Genomic DNA, 16,919 nt, shown 5'->3' on the forward strand with positions numbered 1-16,919 from the left:
CTCGGGCACCCTGCCCGCCGGCCCGGCGCGACGCCGAGGGCGCCGACCTGCCGGCCGCCGCGCGACCGCTCGCGAGCGATGGCCATCCAGATAATTACGACGGAGTCCCCATGTTTTCCCGACGCTATCTCGCGATGTGGTGCGCGGTCCTGCTGTTCGTGGCCGTCGCGGCACTCGCCGCGCGGCACACGATCGCGTGGCTGTGGATCCTGATTCCCGCCGCCCTCGTCGCGCTCGGCCTGTACGACCTGAAGCAGGACCGCCACGCGATCCTGCGCAACTACCCGCTCTGGGGCCACTTCCGCTTCCTGTTCGAATTCATCCGACCTGAAATCCGCCAGTATTTCGTCGAGGACGACACCGACGAGAAACCGTTCTCGCGTGCGCAGCGCAGCCTCGTCTACCAGCGCGCGAAGAACGTCGCCGACAACCGCCCGTACGGCACCGAGCTGAACGTGAAGGCCGTCGCGCACGAATGGATCAGCCACTCGCTCGCGCCGACGAAGCTGCCGAACCATGATTTCCGTGTCCGCGTCGGCGCGAATCGCGCGCAACCGTACGACATTTCGATCTTCAACATCTCGGCGATGAGCTTCGGCTCGCTGTCCGCGAATGCGATCCGCTCGCTGAACCTCGGCGCGAAGAAAGGCGGGTTCGCGCACGACACGGGCGAAGGCTCGCTGTCGAAGTACCACCGCGAGAACGGCGGCGACATCATCTGGGAAATCGCGTCCGGCTACTTCGGCTGCCGCAACGACGACGGCACCTTCAACCCCGACAAGTTCGCGAAGCAGGCCGCCGATCCGCAGGTCAAGATGATCGAGGTCAAGCTGTCGCAGGGCGCGAAGCCCGGCCACGGCGGCGTGCTGCCGGCCGCGAAGATCACGCCGGAGATCGCCGAGACGCGCGGCGTGCCGATGGGCAAGGACTGCATCTCGCCCGCAACGCACTCGGAATTCTCGACCCCGCGCGGGCTGCTCGAATTCGTCGAACGGCTGCGCACGCTGTCGGGCGGCAAGCCGACCGGCTTCAAGCTGTGCGTCGGCCATCCGTGGGAATTCTTCGGGATCGCGAAGGCGATGCTCGAGACCGGCATCGTGCCGGACTTCATCGTCGTCGACGGCGCGGAAGGCGGCACGGGCGCGGCGCCGCTCGAATTCACCGACCATGTCGGCGTGCCGCTGCAGGAAGGGCTGCTGCTCGTGCACAACACGCTCGTCGGGATCGGCGTGCGCGACCGCGTGAAGATCGGCGCGAGCGGCAAGATCATCACCGCGTTCGACGTCGCCCGCACGCTCGCGATCGGCGCGGACTGGGTGAACTCGGCGCGCGGCTTCATGTTCGCGGTCGGCTGCATCCAGGCGCAGACCTGCCATACGGGCCGCTGCCCGACCGGCGTCGCGACGCAGGACCCGGTGCGCCAGCGCGCGCTCGTCGTGCCCGACAAGGCCGACCGCGTGTACAACTTCCACCGCAACACGCTGCACGCGCTGCAGGAGCTCGTGCAGGCGGCCGGCCTCGCGCATCCGTCGGAGCTGCGCGCGCATCACATCGTGCAGCGCATCGCGCCGCACGAGGTCCGGCTGATGTCGCAGCTGCTGAAGTACCTGAAGCCCGGCGCGCTGCTCGACGGCAACACCTGCGGCTTTACGCTGTACGACAAGTGGTGGCCGATTTCGCGCAGCGATTCGTTCACGCTCGGCGAGGCCGTCTACGCGTCGATCGAATGATGCAGGCGAGCGCCCCCGCCGCGGGGCGGCCCGGCAAAAAGAAAAGCGCCCCGCGGGGCGCTTTTCTTTTGTCTGCCGAATGCGTGAATGCGTGTACGCGTCGCGTGCGGCTCAGTTCTGCGGCAGCGTGTCGGCGAACGACTGGCGCTGCAGCAGCTTCACGAAGTGCTTGTCGAGGTTCGGGTGGCGGTCGCGCCAGTTGAGCTCGGGCATCCGGAAGTCGAGATAGCCGAGCGCGCAGCCGAGTGCGATGTCGGCGAGCGTGTAATGATTACCGACGCACCACGTCTTGCCGCCGAGCCCTTGCGACATCGCGACGAGCGCGTCGTCGATCTTGCGCTGCTGGCGCGCGATCCAGCTCGCGCTGCGCTGCGCTTCGTCCCGCTGCGTGTATTCGAGACGAATCGCCACGGCCGCGTCGAGCACGCCGTCGCCCAGCGCTTCCCAGCAGCGCACTTCGACGCGCTCGCGCCCCGACGGCGGAATCAGCTTGCCGACCGGCGACAGCGTGTCGACGTATTCGCAGATCACGCGGGAATCGAACACCGCGGCACCATCCTCCATCACGAGGCACGGGACCTTGCCGAGCGGATTCGAAGCATGAATATCCGTCTCCGGCGCCCACACGTTCTCGAGCTCCAGCTTGTAGTCGATCTTCTTTTCAGCCAGCACGATCCGCGCCTTGCGGACGTACGGGCTGCTGAGCGAACCGATTAATTTCATCATCTGCCTTTTTAAGGGAACCGCCGAGAGTATACGTTGTCGCCGATCATAACCGGCCGGCGTCGCGCGACAGAAAATCGCCCGACCGGCCTGTGGATGGTTTGCAACAACCGTCACGCGGGCCGCCCGGCGCGGCTTCCCGCCCCCTCTCTCACGCGCGGCGTCACGCGGCGCTACAATCGCACGAATGAACGCGCCCCTCGATACCGCCATCGCCGTCGACGTCTACCGCCAGCGCCGTGAACGCGTGCTTGCCGCACTGCGTGCCGCCGGCGGCGGCGTCGCCATCGTCCCCACCGCGCCGGAACTGCTGCGCAACCGCGATACGGCCTACCCGTACCGGTACGACAGCTACTTCCATTACCTGACGGGCTTCACCGAGCCGGATGCCGTGCTCGTGCTGAACGCGGCCGCGCCGCACGGCGCGCCGGAGTCGATCCTGTTCTGCCGCGGCAAGAATGCCGACCGCGAGATCTGGGAAGGCTTCCATTACGGGCCCGAAGCCGCGCGCGATGCGTTCGGCTTCGACGCGGCGTTCGCGGTCGACGTGATCGATACGGAGATGCCGCGCCTGCTCGCCGACTCCGGCACCGTGCACTACCGGTTCGGCGCATCGGCCGACTTCGACCGCCGGCTCGCGGGCTGGATCGACGCGGTGCGCGCGCTGGCGCGCACGGGCGTCGCCGCACCGGACGCGATGCTCGACCTCACGCCGCTCCTCGACGACATGCGGCTCGTGAAGGACGAGCACGAGCTCGCGATCATGATGCGCGCCGCGCACATCTCCGCGCTCGCGCACCGCCGCGCGATGCAGGCGTGCCGCCCCGGCATCCGCGAATACGAACTCGAAGCCGAGCTGCTGTATGTGTTCCGCAAGCACGGCGCGCAGTCGCCCGCGTACGGCTCGATCGTCGCGGCCGGCGCGAACGCGTGCGTGCTGCACTACCCGGCCGGCAATGCAACCGCGAAGGACGGCGACCTGATCCTGATCGACGCCGCGTGCGAACTCGACGGCTACGCGTCGGACATCACGCGCACGTTCCCGGCCAACGGGCGCTTCTCGCCCGCGCAACGCACGCTGTACGACATCGTGCTCGCCGCCCAGCAGGCCGCGATCGATGCGACGCGCGCCGGCGTGCCGTTCGAGGCACCGCACGACGCCGCCGTGCGCGTGCTCGCGCAGGGGCTGCTCGACACCGGCATCATCCCGAAAACGCGCTTCTCGAACGTCGACGACGTGATCGCCGAGCGTGCGTACACGCGCTTCTACATGCACCGCACCGGCCACTGGATCGGCATGGACGTGCACGATTGCGGCGACTACCGCGAGCGGCTCGCCGAGCGCGACGGCAACGGCGCGCTGCCATGGCGCACGCTAAAGGCCGGCATGACGCTGACGGTCGAACCCGGCCTCTATGTGCGCGCCGCCGACGACGTGCCGCCCGAGTACTGGAACATCGGCATCCGCATCGAGGACGACGCGATCGTGCGCGAGCAGGGCTGCGAGCTGATCACGCGCGGCGTGCCCGTCGCGGCGGACGAGATCGAAGCGCTGATGCGCGCACTCGCATGACCGGCTGCCGCCGACCGTTACCTCCGTTTCACGAATCAAGATGACGACCGCCTCCTCCCCGGCCACGCCGGACTACGACCTCGCCATCGTCGGCGCGGGCCCCGTCGGGCTCGCGCTCGCCGGCTGGCTCGCGCGCCGCAGCGCCACGCAGCACGCATCGATCGCGCTGATCGATGCGCGTGAACCGGCCGCGAGCGCAAACGATCCGCGCGCGATCGCCGTGTCGCACGGCAGCCGCGTGCTGCTCGACACGCTCGCGTGGCCCGCCGACGCGACGCCGATCGAACACATCCACGTATCGCAGCGCGGCCATTTCGGCCGCACGCTGATCGACCGCGACGAACACGACCTCGCCGCGCTCGGTTATGTCGTGCGCTTCGGCTCGCTCGTGCAGGCGCTCGCCGGCGCCGTGCGCGGCACCCGCGTCGACTGGCTCACGTCGACCACCGCGCGCGAGCCGCAGCAGGATGCCGACGGCGTCACGCTGACGCTCGATGGCCCGCAAGGCGAGCGCACGCTGCGCGCACGCATCGTCATCAATGCCGAAGGCGGGCTGTTCCACGAACAGCGGGCCGATACCGGCAAGCATCGTCGCGACTACGGCCAGACCGCGATCGTCGGCACGGTCACGGTATCGGCGCCGCGCCCGAACGTCGCGTGGGAACGCTTCACGCACGAAGGCCCGCTCGCGCTGCTGCCGCTTGGCGGCCCGCGCCAGGCCGAGTATTCGCTCGTGTGGTGCTGCACGCCCGACGAAGCGGCGCGCCGCGCCGCGCTGCCCGACGACGCATTCCTGCGCGAGCTCGGCAGCGCGTTCGGCGAGCGCATGGGCGACTTCGTCGCGATCGCGGGCCGCGCGTCTTTCCCGCTCGGCCTGAACGCCGCGCAGACGCTCGTCAACGGCCGCGTCGCGATCGTCGGCAATGCCGCGCAAACCCTGCACCCCGTCGCGGGCCAGGGGCTCAACCTCGGGCTGCGCGATGCGCATACGCTCGTCGACACGCTGTCCACGCAAGGCTTCGAAGCGACCGCGCTCGCCACCTTCAACGCGCGCCGCGCACTCGACCGGCGCTTCACGATCGGCGCGACCGACACGCTGGCACGCCTGTTCACGATCGACTCGGGCCCGCTCCCGCTGCTGCGCGGTGCCGCGCTGACCGCACTCGAGTTCGTGCCGCCGCTCAAGAAGGTGATCGCGCGCCAGATGATGTTCGGCCAGCGCAACTGACGCGCGGTGCGCACAGTCGCGCCACTCAAACCGGGTCAAATCGGCGGGGCATGGGAATACGGTAAAATGCGCGTTTCCGTCTGCCCTTTTCATGCCCGCGCCCGCCGCGGGCGGTGCCATTGCGATGCCCGTTATCGGCTCTCACGTATTGCGTAACAACCTGTTCGTCGCCCCGATGGCCGGCGTGACGGATCGTCCGTTCCGCCAGCTCTGCAAGCGGATGGGGGCCGGTTACGCCGTGTCCGAGATGGTCGCGTCCAACGCGCAGCTGTGGAAAAGCGCGAAGACGATGCGGCGCGCGAACCACGAAGGCGAAGTGGAGCCGATCGCGGTCCAGATCGCGGGCGCCGATCCGGCGATGATGGCCGAAGCGGCCCGCTTCAACGTCGACAACGGCGCGCAGATCATCGACATCAACATGGGCTGCCCGGCGAAAAAGGTCTGCAACGTCGCGGCCGGCTCCGCGCTGCTGCAGAACGAGCCGCTCGTGCAGCGCATCGTCGAGGCGGTCGTCGCGGCGGTCGGCACGGGGCCCGATGCGGTGCCCGTCACGCTGAAGATCCGCACGGGCTGGGATCGCGAGCACAAGAACGCGATCACGGTCGCGCGCCTGGCCGAAGCCGCCGGCATTTCGATGCTCACCGTGCACGGCCGCACGCGCGCCGACCTGTACCGCGGCGACGCCGAATACGACACCATCGCGGCCGTGAAGGCGGCGGTGCGGATTCCGGTGGTCGCGAACGGCGACATCACGTCGCCCGCGAAGGCGAAGGCCGTGCTCGACGCGACCGGCGCCGATGCCCTGATGATCGGTCGCGCCGCGCAAGGTCGGCCATGGTTGTTCCGCGAAATCGATCATTTCCTGCAAACCGGCGAACTGCTGCCCCCGCCGCGGATCGACGAGATCCAGCACGTGATGAACGAACACCTGGAAGACCACTACGCCTTCTATGGTGAATTCACGGGAGTCCGTACTGCGCGCAAGCACATCGGCTGGTACACTCGCGGCCTTTCCGGTGCCAACGGGTTCCGGCACAGGATGAACACGCTCGATTCCACCCGCGAGCAGCTCGCCGCCGTCAATGCATTCTTCGAGGCGCAAAAGGCGCTGTCGGACCACCTCGTCTACGTCGACGACGAAGAGGAAAACGGCCAGGGCGAGTCGGACGACCATAACCAGTTAGCAGCATGAGCAAGCACAACATCGAACAATGTGTCCGCGAGAGCCTGGACGTGTATTTCCGGGATCTAGACGGCTCCAATCCGCACGACGTCTATGAAATGGTGATGTCCTGCGTCGAAAAGCCGATGCTCGAGGTCGTGCTCGTACAGGCAGGCGGCAACCAGTCGCTCGCCGCGGAGTACCTCGGCATCAATCGCAATACGCTGCGCAAGAAGCTGCAGCAGCACGGCCTGCTGTAGGCAGCCGTCCCGTCCCCGTTTCCCTGGCTATTGGTGGTTCCATCATGATCAAGCAAGCGCTCATTTCCGTTTCCGACAAGACCGGCATTGTCGACTTCGCGAAGTCGCTGTCCGACCTCGGCGTCAAGCTGCTGTCGACGGGCGGCACCGCGAAACTCCTCGCCGACGCCGGCCTGCCCGTGACCGAAGTGGCCGATTACACGGGCTTCCCGGAGATGCTCGATGGGCGCGTGAAGACGCTCCACCCGAAGGTGCACGGCGGCATCCTCGCCCGCCGCGACCTGCCCGAGCACATGCAGGCGCTGGAACAGCACGGCATCCCGACGATCGACCTGCTCGTCGTGAACCTGTATCCGTTCGTCGCGACGATCGCGAAGGACGACTGCACGCTCGCCGACGCGATCGAGAACATCGACATCGGCGGCCCGACGATGCTGCGCTCGGCCGCGAAGAACCACCGCGACGTGACGGTCGTCGTCGATCCGGCCGACTACGCGGTCGTGCTCGATGAAATGAAGGCGAACGGCAATGCGGTGGGCTACGCGACCAACTTCCGCCTCGCGACGAAGGTGTTCGCGCACACCGCGCAATATGACGGCGCGATCACGAACTACCTGACGAGCCTGACCGACGAGCTGAAGCACGCCTCGCGCAGCACGTACCCGGCCACGCTGAACCTGGCGTTCGACAAGGTGCAGGACCTGCGCTACGGCGAGAACCCGCACCAGAGCGCGGCGTTCTACCGCGACCTCGCGACGCCGGCCGGCGCGCTGGCGAACTACCGCCAGCTGCAAGGCAAGGAACTGTCGTACAACAACATCGCGGATTCCGACGCGGCGTGGGAATGCGTGAAGACGTTCGACGCACCGGCCTGCGTGATCATCAAGCATGCGAACCCGTGCGGCGTTGCAGTTGGCAACGATTCGGCCGACGCGTACGCGAAGGCGTTCCAGACGGATCCGACGTCGGCCTTCGGCGGCATCATCGCGTTCAACCGCGAAGTCGACGAAGCGGCTGCCCAGGCCGTCGCGAAGCAGTTCGTCGAAGTGCTGATCGCCCCGTCGTTCTCCGATGCCGCGAAGCAGGTGTTCGCCGCGAAGCAGAACGTGCGCCTGCTCGAGATCGCGCTGGGCGACGGCCACAACGCATTCGACCTGAAGCGCGTGGGCGGCGGCCTGCTCGTGCAGTCGCTCGATTCGAAGAACGTGCAGCCGAGCGAGCTGCGCGTCGTCACGAAGCGCCAGCCGACCGCGAAGGAAATGGACGACCTGCTGTTCGCATGGCGCGTCGCGAAGTACGTGAAGTCGAACGCGATCGTGTTCTGCGGCAACGGCATGACGCTCGGCGTCGGCGCCGGCCAGATGAGCCGCGTCGATTCCGCGCGCATCGCAAGCATCAAGGCGCAGAACGCGGGCCTGACGCTGGCCGGTTCGGCCGTCGCGTCGGATGCGTTCTTCCCGTTCCGTGACGGCCTCGACGTCGTCGTGGCGGCCGGCGCGACCTGCGTGATCCAGCCGGGCGGCTCGATGCGCGACGACGAAGTGATCGCCGCAGCCGACGAGCACGGCATCGCGATGATCCTGACGGGCGTGCGTCACTTCCGTCACTGATCGCGGCATGCGGCCCGCGCGGCCGCTGCACGACAACCCGGCGGCATTGCACCCGCCGGGTTTTTTATTGCGTTGCGCCAGCGCACGCAACCGTGCGGCCGGCGCCGCACACCATTCGTTGTAGTATCGCTGCATCACGCCATTCTCCTCACTCATGCGAATTCTCGGCATCGACCCCGGCCTGCGCGTCACCGGTTTCGGCATCATCGACGTCAGCGGCCACCGGCTCGCCTATGTCGCGAGCGGCGTGATCCGTACGCCGACCGCCGACCTGGCCACCCGGCTCGGCACGATCTTCCAGGGCGTCTCGACCATCGTGCGCGAGCACGCACCCGATCAGGCCGCGATCGAAAAGGTGTTCGTCAACGTGAACCCGCAGTCGACGCTGCTGCTCGGCCAGGCGCGCGGCGCCGCGATCTGCGGCCTCGTCGCGGGCGGCCTGCCCGTCGCCGAATACACGGCGCTGCAGCTCAAGCAGGCCGTGGTCGGCTACGGCCGCGCGACCAAGACGCAGATGCAGGAGATGGTCACGCGGCTGCTCAATCTCTCCGGACAGCCGGGCTCCGACGCGGCCGACGCGCTCGGCATGGCGATCTGCCACGCGCACGGCGGCGACACGCTCAGCACGCTCGGCGGCCTCGCGCCGGCGCTCGCAAAGAAAGGGCTGCGCGTACGGCGCGGACGGCTGGTCGGCTGACATCGCGCGTGCCGGCGTGCGGTCTGCCGGATCGACCGTGTTGAGCGTTTCGACCGTTTCGACCGCACGCGGCACACCCGCGACACCCGTTGCCCCGGCCTGACGGCCGATCCCGTCGGCATTGCGCCGCACGTGCGCTACACTCGCGCTTTATTCCTCGCATCCCGCCCTCCATGATCGGTCGCATCGCCGGCATCCTGCTCGAAAAGAACCCGCCTCACCTGCTCGTCGACTGCAACGGCGTCGGCTACGAAATCGACGTGCCGATGAGCACTTTCTACAACCTGCCGCAAACGGGCGAGCGCGTCGTGCTGCTCACGCAGCAGATCGTCCGAGAGGACGCGCACCTGCTGTACGGCTTCCTGACGCCTCAAGAGCGCACGACCTTCCGCGAACTGCTGAAGATCACCGGCATCGGCGCGCGCATGGCGCTCGCCGTGCTGTCCGGCATGAGCGTGCAGGAACTCGCGCAGGCCGTGACGATGCAGGACGCCGCACGCCTCACGCGCCTGCCCGGCATCGGCAAGAAGACGGCCGAACGCCTGCTGCTCGAACTGAAGGGCAAGCTCGGCGCCGATCTCGGCGCGCTCGCCGGCGCCGCGTCGCCGTCCGACCACGCAACCGACATCCTCAACGCGCTGCTTGCGCTCGGCTATTCCGAAAAGGAAGGCCTAGCCGCGATCAAGAACGTGCCGGCCGGCACCGGTGTATCTGAAGGCATCAAGCTCGCACTGAAGGCGTTGTCGAAGGCGTAACGCGCGTTCAATCCGGCCGTCGAAACCAGTGTCGCGCGGCGCGGCATCGCGCGCCAGTCGGCCGTTCGGCCAGGTGGGCGGGCGTGCGGCGCGCGGTACAATGGCCGCATGATTGAAACCGACAAACTCGCCACCGAGCAGCGGATCATCGCCGCCACGCCCGCCTCGTCGCACGAGGAGGTGTTCGAACGTGCGCTGCGGCCGCGCCAGCTCGACGACTACGTCGGCCAGGAAAAGGTGCGCGGCCAGCTCGAGATCTTCATCGAAGCCGCCAAGCGCCGCTCCGAGCCGCTCGACCACGTGCTGCTGTTCGGGCCGCCGGGCCTCGGCAAGACGACGCTCGCGCACATCATCGCGCGGGAGATGGGCGTGAACCTGCGCCAGACGTCCGGCCCCGTGCTCGAGCGCGCGGGCGATCTCGCCGCGCTGCTGACGAACCTCGAGGCGAACGACGTGCTGTTCATCGACGAAATCCACCGGCTGTCGCCGGTCGTCGAGGAAATCCTGTATCCGGCACTCGAGGATTACCAGATCGACATCATGATCGGCGAAGGCCCGGCCGCGCGCAGCGTGAAGCTCGACCTGCAGCCGTTCACGCTGGTCGGCGCCACCACCCGCGCCGGGATGCTGACCAACCCGCTGCGCGACCGTTTCGGGATCGTCGCGCGCCTCGAGTTCTACGACGCCGATCAACTGTCGCGCATCGTGCGGCGCTCGGCATCGCTGCTGAACGCGCAGATCGATCCGAACGGTGCGCTGGAAATCGCGAAGCGCTCGCGCGGCACGCCGCGGATTGCGAACCGGCTGCTGCGCCGCGTGCGCGACTTCGCGGAAGTGAAGGCCGACGGCCAGATCACCGCGGCCGTCGCCGATGCCGCGCTCGCGATGCTCGACGTCGATCCGGTCGGCTTCGACCTGATGGACCGCAAGCTGCTCGAGGCGATCCTGTACAAGTTCGACGGCGGCCCGGTCGGTATCGACAACCTCGCGGCGGCAATCGGCGAAGAGCGCGACACGATCGAGGACGTACTCGAGCCCTACCTGATCCAGCAGGGCTTCCTGCAGCGCACGCCGCGCGGGCGCGTCGCGACGCTGCTCACGTATCGCCACTTCGGGCTTTCCGTGCCCGACGCCGGCCGCACCGAACGCGGCGAGTGGGATACCCCCGACGGGAAGTAACCCGTCGCCCGAGCCACACCCGCCATGACGACGCCGCCCAGCCGCCACCCCGCCGCACCTGCACCGGGCCCGCGCTGGGCCGAGCCGATCCGCAAGCGGCTCGTGGCCGGCGTCACGCACCTGACGGCGGGTGGCGGCGGCCCGTCGCTCGACCTCTCCTCTCCGCCCGGAGATCCGGGGCTGTTCGGCCCCGACGCCGTCTGCTGGCGCGTACATGCCGACTTCACGTCGATGATGACGGGCGGCATCGCCGCCCTGCTGCTGCAGGCACTCCATCCGCTCGCCCTCGCGGGCGTCTGGGATCACTCGTCGTTTCGCACCGACATCCTGGGTCGCTTGCGGCGCACCGCCACGTTCATCACCGGTACGACCTTCGGCAGTCGCGCGGACGCCCTCGCACTGATCGAGCGCGTGAAATCGATCCACGCGCACATATCGGGCACCGCACCGGACGGCCGGCCGTATCGCGCCGACGATCCTGCGTTGCTGACCTGGGTGCACGTCGCGGAAGTATCGAGTTTCCTCGCCGCACATCTGCGCTACGTGAATCCGGCCCTGCCGGGTGAATTGCAGGATCGCTACTACGCCGAGACGGCACTGGTCGCCGAACTGCTCGGCGCACATGAGGTTCCCCGTTCGCGTGCCGAGGTGGCCGCGTATCTCGCACGCATGCAGCCCGAACTCGAGGCCGGGCCGCGTACGTTCGACGTGATGTCCATCCTGCTGAACGTGCCGGTCGCGAAGCCGGTGCTGCGGCCGGCCGCGTCACTGGTGATGCATGCCGGAATCGACCTGCTGCCGCCGTGGGCGCAGCGCATGCTCGGCGTGTCGACGTTCGCGCCGCTGCGGCGCGCGGTGGTCCGGCCCGGCATACGGGTCGTCGCGCCCGTGCTGCGCTGGGCGCTCGTGAATGGCACGTCAAAGCGTGCGCGCCGCCGCGCGACGGCAGCACCGCCCGACGGCGCCTCGTCCACCTGACGATCCGCTTCTTCCCGTCATTTCAATTTGCTGTCAAATACCTGTGACAAGCTGACGGGCTTGCACCCGCGCACGGTCGCACGCGCCGTCCGTCCCGCCTGTCCGTGACCCGCGCGGTGTTCCGCCAATCCGACCGACACCCGATACCCGATACCCGCGATGCCACGCCTGCCGATCCGTTTCGCCCTCGCCGCCAGCCTGTCCGCCGTCCTCGCCCTCGGCGCCTGTGGAGGCGACGATGTCGCCGCCGTCGCGCGTTCGGACGCGCAAACGCCGTCCGGCGGCACCCCGACCGCGCCTGCCCCGGCGCCGCCCGCCACCGTCACGCCGCAACCGGGCAAGTGGAAGGCTGCCCGTGCGGGCGACCTGATCGACGTGACGCTCGGCGACCTCCATCCGACGCAGGGTGCAATCGGTTACGACCAGATCTACTACAAGCTCGGCCGCTACGAACTGCAGCCCGACAAGAAATTCGACGACTTCTGTGCGGACGAAGGCCTCGGCGGTGTCGCTTCGGCGGGCTACACGGCCAAGTCGGTACTGCGCGATCCCGCCAGCTACGCGTGCAAGACGACCGACGCGAACGCCCGCGACCGGTCGGTGCTGAACCCGGTCGTGATCGGCCCGAACGGCGATGCGCTGTACCTGACCGACGGCCACCACGGCCTGTCGACCTACTACGAGACGCCCGACGGCGGCCCGGCGCTGCACGTGCACGTCGTCGTCAAGGACAACCTCAGCGACTACTCGGGCGACGCGTTCTGGCAGCAGATGCAGAGCCGCGGTTATCTGCGCCTCAAGAACGGTGACGGCAAGCCGATCACGGCCGCCCAACTGCCGGCCGGGCTCGGCCTGAAACTCGGGATGACGAACGACCGCTACCGCTCGCTCGTCTATTTCACGCGCGACATCGCCTACAGCAAGCCCGCACAAGCCACCGACTACCTCGAGTTCTACTGGGCCGACTGGCTGCGCGCGCAACCGGGCACGTTCTCGCTCGCCGGCTACGACCTGACGCGCGCCGGCGCAACCGATCCCGATCCGGCAAAGGCCGACACGGGCTACCTGAACGCGGTCTGGAATGCGTCGACGCGCATGGTCACGGCCACGGACCCCGTGATCGACGGCAAGACGGGCGCCGACCTCGGGCGCGCGGACGCGATCAACGGCGGGAAGAAATACAACAAGGGGGAATTCGACAAGCTGCGCCAGCCGATCGCGGCGGACAAGCCCGGCAAGATCGCGTACGCGCTCGACTACAAGACCCGCCACGCGCTGCCGCAGTAAGCGGCGAGCGCCACGCGGGAAGGAAGCCCCGGCCGGCCATGCCGGACGGGGCCTGCCGGTTCAGAGCACCTTGCGGTACCCGTCGTCGTCGCTCGCGGCGTCCAGGTGCGACACGTCTGCCCATTGCACGACCTGCGCGCGGCCATCCGCGTAATCGACGACGTTGATGCTCGTGTTGAGCAGCTGATAATTGCGGGGCGCCGACAGTTCGATGCCGTTTGCAAACCGGTACACGCTGTCGAGCACGCCGCCGTGCGCGACACACGCGATCCGGCCGCCCGGGTGCGCGGCCACGATCGGCTCGAGCGCGTGCAGCACGCGGTGATAGAACTCACGCTGCGATTCGCCGCCTTCCGGCGCGAAACCCGGATCGCGCGTCTGCCACGCCGCGTATGCGTCCGGAAACAACGCCTCGATCTCGGTACTGTCGTGCCCCTGGAATGCGCCGTACGAGCGTTCCCGCAGCCCTTCCCGCAGCCGCAGCGGCAACCCGAGCGCATCGGCGAAGGGCTGCGCGGTCTGTTGTGCGCGCATCAGGTCGCTCGAATAGACCGCGTCGATCCGTGCACCGTCACGCGCGTCGCGTGCGAGCCGCGCGGCCAGCTTTTGGGCCTGCGCGAGCCCCGTATCGGCCAGCGGGATGTCGATATGGCCCTGGATGCGCTTGATGCGATTCCAGGCCGTCTCGCCATGGCGGATGAAAAGAATCTGCGTGGTGGCCATCGCGGGGCGTCTCCGGGGAAGAATCAGGGCCGCACTTGCAGCCAGAATGTCACGGGGCCGTCGTTGACGAGCGACACCTGCATGTCGGCGCCGAACTCGCCCGTCTCGACGACCGGATGGCGCGCACGCGCGGCCGCGACGAAATAGTCGAAAAGCCGCGCGCCTTCGTCGGGCGGGGCGGCCGGCGTGAAGCTCGGACGCAGCCCGCTATTGGTATCGGCCGCCAGCGTGAACTGCGACACGAGCAGCAGGCCGCCTGCGCGGCCCTCGCCGTCGATATTCGACACCGGCAGGTTCATCTTGCCGGCGGCATCGCTGAACACGCGGTAGCCGAGCATTTTCGCGAGCAGCTTGTCGGCCGCTGCATCGGTGTCGCCGCGCTCCGCGCAGACGAGCGCGAGCAGGCCCGCGCCGATCTCGCCCGTCGTGCGGTCGCCGACGCGCACGTCGGCGCGCTTCACGCGCTGGATCAGCGCGATCATGCGGTCAGCGTGACGCGCGCGAAGCGGCGCTTGCCGACCTGGACGACGAACTCGCCGGCTTCGACCTTCAGGCCCTTGTCCGACACGGTCGCGCCATCGATCTTCACGCCGCCCTGCTCGATATTGCGCAGCGCTTCGCTCGTCGACGGCACGAGGCCCGCCTGCTTCAGCAGCTGGCCGATCGCGAGCGGTGCGCCCGCGAGCGTGACCGACGGGATGTCGTCCGGCACGCCGCCCTTCGCGCGGTGGTTGAAGTCCTCGAGCGCACGTTCGGCGTCGGCCTGCGAGTGGAACCGCGCGACGATTTCCTGCGCGAGCAGCACCTTGAAGTCGCGCGGGTTGCGGCCGCCTTCGGCCTCGCGCTTGAAGCCGGCGATCTCGTCGAGGCCGCGGAACGACAACAGTTCGAAGTAACGCCACATCAGCGTGTCCGAGATGCTCATCAGCTTGCCGAACATGTCGGTCGGCTTCTCGCTGATGCCGACGTAGTTGCCCTTCGACTTCGACATCTTCTCGACGCCGTCGAGGCCTTCGAGCAGCGGCATCGTGAGAATGCACTGCTGTTCCTGGCCGTACTGCTTCTGCAGCTCGCGGCCGACCAGCAGGTTGAACTTCTGGTCGGTGCCGCCCAGCTCGAGATCGGCGTTCAGCGCGACCGAATCGTAGCCCTGCATCAGCGGGTACAGGAATTCGTGGATCGAGATCGGCACGCCGCCCTGGAAGCGCTTCGTGAAATCCTCGCGTTCGAGGATCCGCGCAACCGTGTAGCGCGATGCGAGCTTGATCATCCCGTCCGCGCCGAGCGGCATCGACCATTCGCTGTTGTAGCGGATCTCGGTCTTCTCGCGATCGAGCACGAGCGCGGCCTGCTCGAAGTAAGTCTTCGCGTTCGACTCGATCTGCTCGCGCGTGAGCGGCGGGCGCGTCGCGTTGCGGCCCGACGGATCGCCGATCAGCGACGTGAAATCGCCGATCAGGAAAATCACCGTGTGGCCGAGGTCCTGCAGCTGACGCATCTTGTTCAGCACGACGGTGTGGCCGATGTGGATGTCGGGTGCGGTCGGGTCGAGGCCGAGCTTGATGCGAAGCGGCGTGCCCGTGGCCGCGCTGCGCGCGAGCTTCTGCGCGAACTCTTCCTCGATCAGCAGTTCGTCGACGCCGCGCTTCGTGACGGCGAGCGCATGCCGGACTTCGTCGGTGATCGGGAAAACAGGCTTGGAACTGGGTTCGGTGCTCATCGGTGCCAGGAAGAATGTCGCAAAAACAGGGATTTTCCCATAACTTGCGCGCCCATCGCTTAACGGCGCGCCGCGTTGCGCGGATAATCGGGCGCAAGGCGCGCGGCACCGGCCCGCGCCGCACGATCCAGGAGAACCCAACGTGCCGCAACGACAGCCGCAAAACGCCCATCCGGCCGACGGCATCTACTTCGGGCTGATGTCGGGAACCAGCATGGACGGCGTCGATGGCGTCGCCGTGCGTTTCGAGGCCGGCAAGGCGCCGGTCGTGCTCGCGGAAGCGTTCGTCGGCTTCGCGCAATCGCTGCGCGACGTGCTGTTCGCGCTGCAGCAGCCCGGCGACGACGAGATCGACCGCGAATCGCTCGCCGCGAACGCGCTGGTCGCGCGCTATGCGGTGTGCTGCCACGAATTGCAGCGCACGGCCGGGCTGTCGCGCGACGAGATCCGCGCGATCGGCGTGCACGGCCAGACCGTGCGCCATCGCCCCGAGCGCGGTTATACGCGGCAGATCAACAACCCGGCACTGCTCGCCGAGCTGGCCCAGGTCGACGTGATCGCCGATTTCCGCAGCCGCGACGTCGCGGCAGGCGGCCACGGGGCGCCGCTCGCGCCGGCCTTCCATGCAACGGTGTTCGGCGCGGCGGGCGAGACGCGCGTTGTCTGCAATCTCGGCGGGATCAGCAACATCACGATCCTGCCCGGCGAAGGCGGCGACGTGCGCGGTTTCGACTGCGGCCCCGCGAATGCGCTGCTCGACGAATGGGCGACCCGCCATCTCGGCAAGCCGTACGACGACGGCGGCAAGTTCGCGGCGCGCGGCACCGTCCATGCAGCGCTGCTCGACGCGCTGCTCGACGAGCCCTATTTCGCCGCACCGCCGCCGAAAAGCACCGGGCGCGACCTGTTCAATCCCGCCTGGCTCGACGCGAAGCTCGCCGCGTTCTCACACGTCGCGCCGCAGGACGTGCAGGCCACCCTCACCGCGCTCACGGCCGTTTCGGTCGCGCGCGAGATCGCACAGCATGCAGCGGGCTGCAAGGCCGTGTTCGTATGCGGCGGCGGCGCGCGCAATCCGGTGCTGCTCGATGCGCTCCGGCACGCGCTGCGCGAGGCCGGCGTGCCGGCCACGGTCGATACGACGGCGGCACTCGGCGTGCCGCCTCAGCAGGTCGAAGCACTCGCGTTCGCGTGGCTCGCGTACCGTTTCACCGCGCGCCAGCCCGGCAATCTCGCGACGGTCACCGGTGCGGCCGGCAACCGCGTGCTCGGCGCGCTCTATCCGCGCTGACGC

16 protein-coding genes are annotated in these 16,919 nt (G+C 68.2%); 12 read left to right on the top strand and 4 right to left on the bottom strand.

The features are described 5' to 3' along the window. The first annotated feature begins 110 nt into the window (after positions 1-110). On the top strand, positions 111-1,730 hold the full coding sequence (locus DPV74_RS19610) for an FMN-binding glutamate synthase family protein (RefSeq protein WP_060193650.1): 1,620 nt from the start codon (positions 111-113) through the stop codon (positions 1,728-1,730). A gap of 111 nt (positions 1,731-1,841) precedes the next feature. On the opposite strand, the gene DPV74_RS19615 is transcribed toward DPV74_RS19610, so the two are convergent. Then, positions 1,842-2,453, bottom strand: a complete 612-nt coding sequence (locus tag DPV74_RS19615; protein WP_027788357.1) for a glutathione S-transferase family protein — start codon at positions 2,451-2,453, stop codon at positions 1,842-1,844. Positions 2,454-2,640: 187 nt separating this feature from the next. Here DPV74_RS19615 and DPV74_RS19620 point away from each other — a divergent pair, with 187 nt between their 5' ends. The 10 genes from DPV74_RS19620 (at position 2,641) to DPV74_RS19665 (ending at position 13,182) form a co-directional block, all read left to right on the top strand. Further along, a complete protein-coding gene (locus DPV74_RS19620) occupies positions 2,641-4,026 on the top strand; it encodes an aminopeptidase P N-terminal domain-containing protein (protein WP_027788358.1) in 1,386 nt (461 codons plus the stop codon). A gap of 40 nt (positions 4,027-4,066) precedes the next feature. Continuing rightward, positions 4,067-5,254 (top strand): UbiH/UbiF/VisC/COQ6 family ubiquinone biosynthesis hydroxylase, encoded by a 1,188-nt coding sequence (locus DPV74_RS19625; protein ID WP_027788359.1) that lies wholly within the window; start codon positions 4,067-4,069, stop codon positions 5,252-5,254. A 124-nt stretch (positions 5,255-5,378) separates the two neighbouring features. Beyond that, entirely contained in the window at positions 5,379-6,446 is a 1,068-nt protein-coding gene (gene dusB, locus DPV74_RS19630; protein WP_119337817.1) for a tRNA dihydrouridine synthase DusB, read from the top strand. After that, positions 6,443-6,676, top strand: coding sequence for a Fis family transcriptional regulator (locus DPV74_RS19635; RefSeq protein ID WP_006476892.1), 234 nt, complete (start codon positions 6,443-6,445; stop codon positions 6,674-6,676). Before dusB ends, DPV74_RS19635 begins: the two co-directional genes overlap by 4 nt. 44 nt (positions 6,677-6,720) lie before the next feature. Beyond that, positions 6,721-8,286 carry a bifunctional phosphoribosylaminoimidazolecarboxamide formyltransferase/IMP cyclohydrolase gene (gene purH, locus DPV74_RS19640; RefSeq protein ID WP_021162493.1) on the top strand — a complete coding sequence of 522 codons (1,566 nt, stop codon included), beginning with the start codon at positions 6,721-6,723 and terminating at the stop codon, positions 8,284-8,286. 154 nt (positions 8,287-8,440) lie between these two features. Then, complete coding sequence (gene ruvC / locus DPV74_RS19645; protein ID WP_021162491.1) at positions 8,441-8,983, top strand: crossover junction endodeoxyribonuclease RuvC; 543 nt, start codon at positions 8,441-8,443, stop codon at positions 8,981-8,983. A gap of 173 nt (positions 8,984-9,156) precedes the next feature. After that, on the top strand, positions 9,157-9,738 hold the full coding sequence (gene ruvA, locus DPV74_RS19650; protein ID WP_021162490.1) for a Holliday junction branch migration protein RuvA: 582 nt from the start codon (positions 9,157-9,159) through the stop codon (positions 9,736-9,738). 108 nt (positions 9,739-9,846) lie between these two features. Next, positions 9,847-10,917, top strand: coding sequence for a Holliday junction branch migration DNA helicase RuvB (gene ruvB, locus DPV74_RS19655; protein WP_021162489.1), 1,071 nt, complete (start codon positions 9,847-9,849; stop codon positions 10,915-10,917). Between the two features lie 24 nt (positions 10,918-10,941). Continuing rightward, the gene (locus DPV74_RS19660; RefSeq protein ID WP_119337811.1) at positions 10,942-11,895 is read left to right on the top strand and encodes an oxygenase MpaB family protein; all 954 of its coding nucleotides are present in this window, start codon (positions 10,942-10,944) and stop codon (positions 11,893-11,895) included. A gap of 159 nt (positions 11,896-12,054) precedes the next feature. Then, on the top strand, positions 12,055-13,182 hold the full coding sequence (locus tag DPV74_RS19665) for a ParB/Srx family N-terminal domain-containing protein (RefSeq protein ID WP_119337812.1): 1,128 nt from the start codon (positions 12,055-12,057) through the stop codon (positions 13,180-13,182). 60 nt (positions 13,183-13,242) lie between these two features. Here DPV74_RS19665 and DPV74_RS19670 read toward each other — a convergent pair whose 3' ends face one another. The 3 genes from DPV74_RS19670 to tyrS are packed head-to-tail and all read right to left on the bottom strand — an operon-like array spanning position 13,243 to position 15,625. Continuing rightward, the gene (locus DPV74_RS19670; protein WP_119337813.1) at positions 13,243-13,905 is read right to left on the bottom strand and encodes a histidine phosphatase family protein; all 663 of its coding nucleotides are present in this window, start codon (positions 13,903-13,905) and stop codon (positions 13,243-13,245) included. Between the two features lie 23 nt (positions 13,906-13,928). Then, positions 13,929-14,387: a D-aminoacyl-tRNA deacylase gene (gene dtd / locus DPV74_RS19675; protein WP_011350959.1), complete on the bottom strand. Its 459-nt coding sequence runs from the start codon at positions 14,385-14,387 to the stop codon at positions 13,929-13,931. Beyond that, on the bottom strand, positions 14,384-15,625 hold the full coding sequence (gene tyrS, locus DPV74_RS19680) for a tyrosine--tRNA ligase (protein ID WP_059685236.1): 1,242 nt from the start codon (positions 15,623-15,625) through the stop codon (positions 14,384-14,386). The genes dtd and tyrS overlap by 4 nt, the downstream gene beginning before the upstream one ends. A 142-nt stretch (positions 15,626-15,767) precedes the next feature. On the opposite strand from tyrS, the gene DPV74_RS19685 reads away from it, so the two are divergent. Continuing rightward, entirely contained in the window at positions 15,768-16,916 is a 1,149-nt protein-coding gene (locus tag DPV74_RS19685) for an anhydro-N-acetylmuramic acid kinase (RefSeq protein WP_059693816.1), read from the top strand. Positions 16,917-16,919 lie beyond the last annotated feature (3 nt).

It is taken from the genome of Burkholderia sp. HAN2018 (assembly GCF_024704855.1).
In the GTDB taxonomy this organism is placed as follows: domain Bacteria; phylum Pseudomonadota; class Gammaproteobacteria; order Burkholderiales; family Burkholderiaceae; genus Burkholderia; species Burkholderia cepacia.

Coding starts and splice junctions, on each gene's coding strand:
- dusB (WP_119337817.1), top strand. CDS start 5,379: ATGCCCGTTATCGGCTCTCACGTATTGCGTAACAACCTGTTCGTCGCC.
- DPV74_RS19665 (WP_119337812.1), top strand. CDS start 12,055: ATGCCACGCCTGCCGATCCGTTTCGCCCTCGCCGCCAGCCTGTCCGCC.
- DPV74_RS19615 (WP_027788357.1), bottom strand. CDS start 2,453: ATGAAATTAATCGGTTCGCTCAGCAGCCCGTACGTCCGCAAGGCGCGG.
- DPV74_RS19620 (WP_027788358.1), top strand. CDS start 2,641: ATGAACGCGCCCCTCGATACCGCCATCGCCGTCGACGTCTACCGCCAG.
- ruvC (WP_021162491.1), top strand. CDS start 8,441: ATGCGAATTCTCGGCATCGACCCCGGCCTGCGCGTCACCGGTTTCGGC.
- ruvA (WP_021162490.1), top strand. CDS start 9,157: ATGATCGGTCGCATCGCCGGCATCCTGCTCGAAAAGAACCCGCCTCAC.
- DPV74_RS19635 (WP_006476892.1), top strand. CDS start 6,443: ATGAGCAAGCACAACATCGAACAATGTGTCCGCGAGAGCCTGGACGTG.
- dtd (WP_011350959.1), bottom strand. CDS start 14,387: ATGATCGCGCTGATCCAGCGCGTGAAGCGCGCCGACGTGCGCGTCGGC.
- purH (WP_021162493.1), top strand. CDS start 6,721: ATGATCAAGCAAGCGCTCATTTCCGTTTCCGACAAGACCGGCATTGTC.
- DPV74_RS19660 (WP_119337811.1), top strand. CDS start 10,942: ATGACGACGCCGCCCAGCCGCCACCCCGCCGCACCTGCACCGGGCCCG.
- ruvB (WP_021162489.1), top strand. CDS start 9,847: ATGATTGAAACCGACAAACTCGCCACCGAGCAGCGGATCATCGCCGCC.
- tyrS (WP_059685236.1), bottom strand. CDS start 15,625: ATGAGCACCGAACCCAGTTCCAAGCCTGTTTTCCCGATCACCGACGAA.
- DPV74_RS19625 (WP_027788359.1), top strand. CDS start 4,067: ATGACGACCGCCTCCTCCCCGGCCACGCCGGACTACGACCTCGCCATC.
- DPV74_RS19670 (WP_119337813.1), bottom strand. CDS start 13,905: ATGGCCACCACGCAGATTCTTTTCATCCGCCATGGCGAGACGGCCTGG.
- DPV74_RS19610 (WP_060193650.1), top strand. CDS start 111: ATGTTTTCCCGACGCTATCTCGCGATGTGGTGCGCGGTCCTGCTGTTC.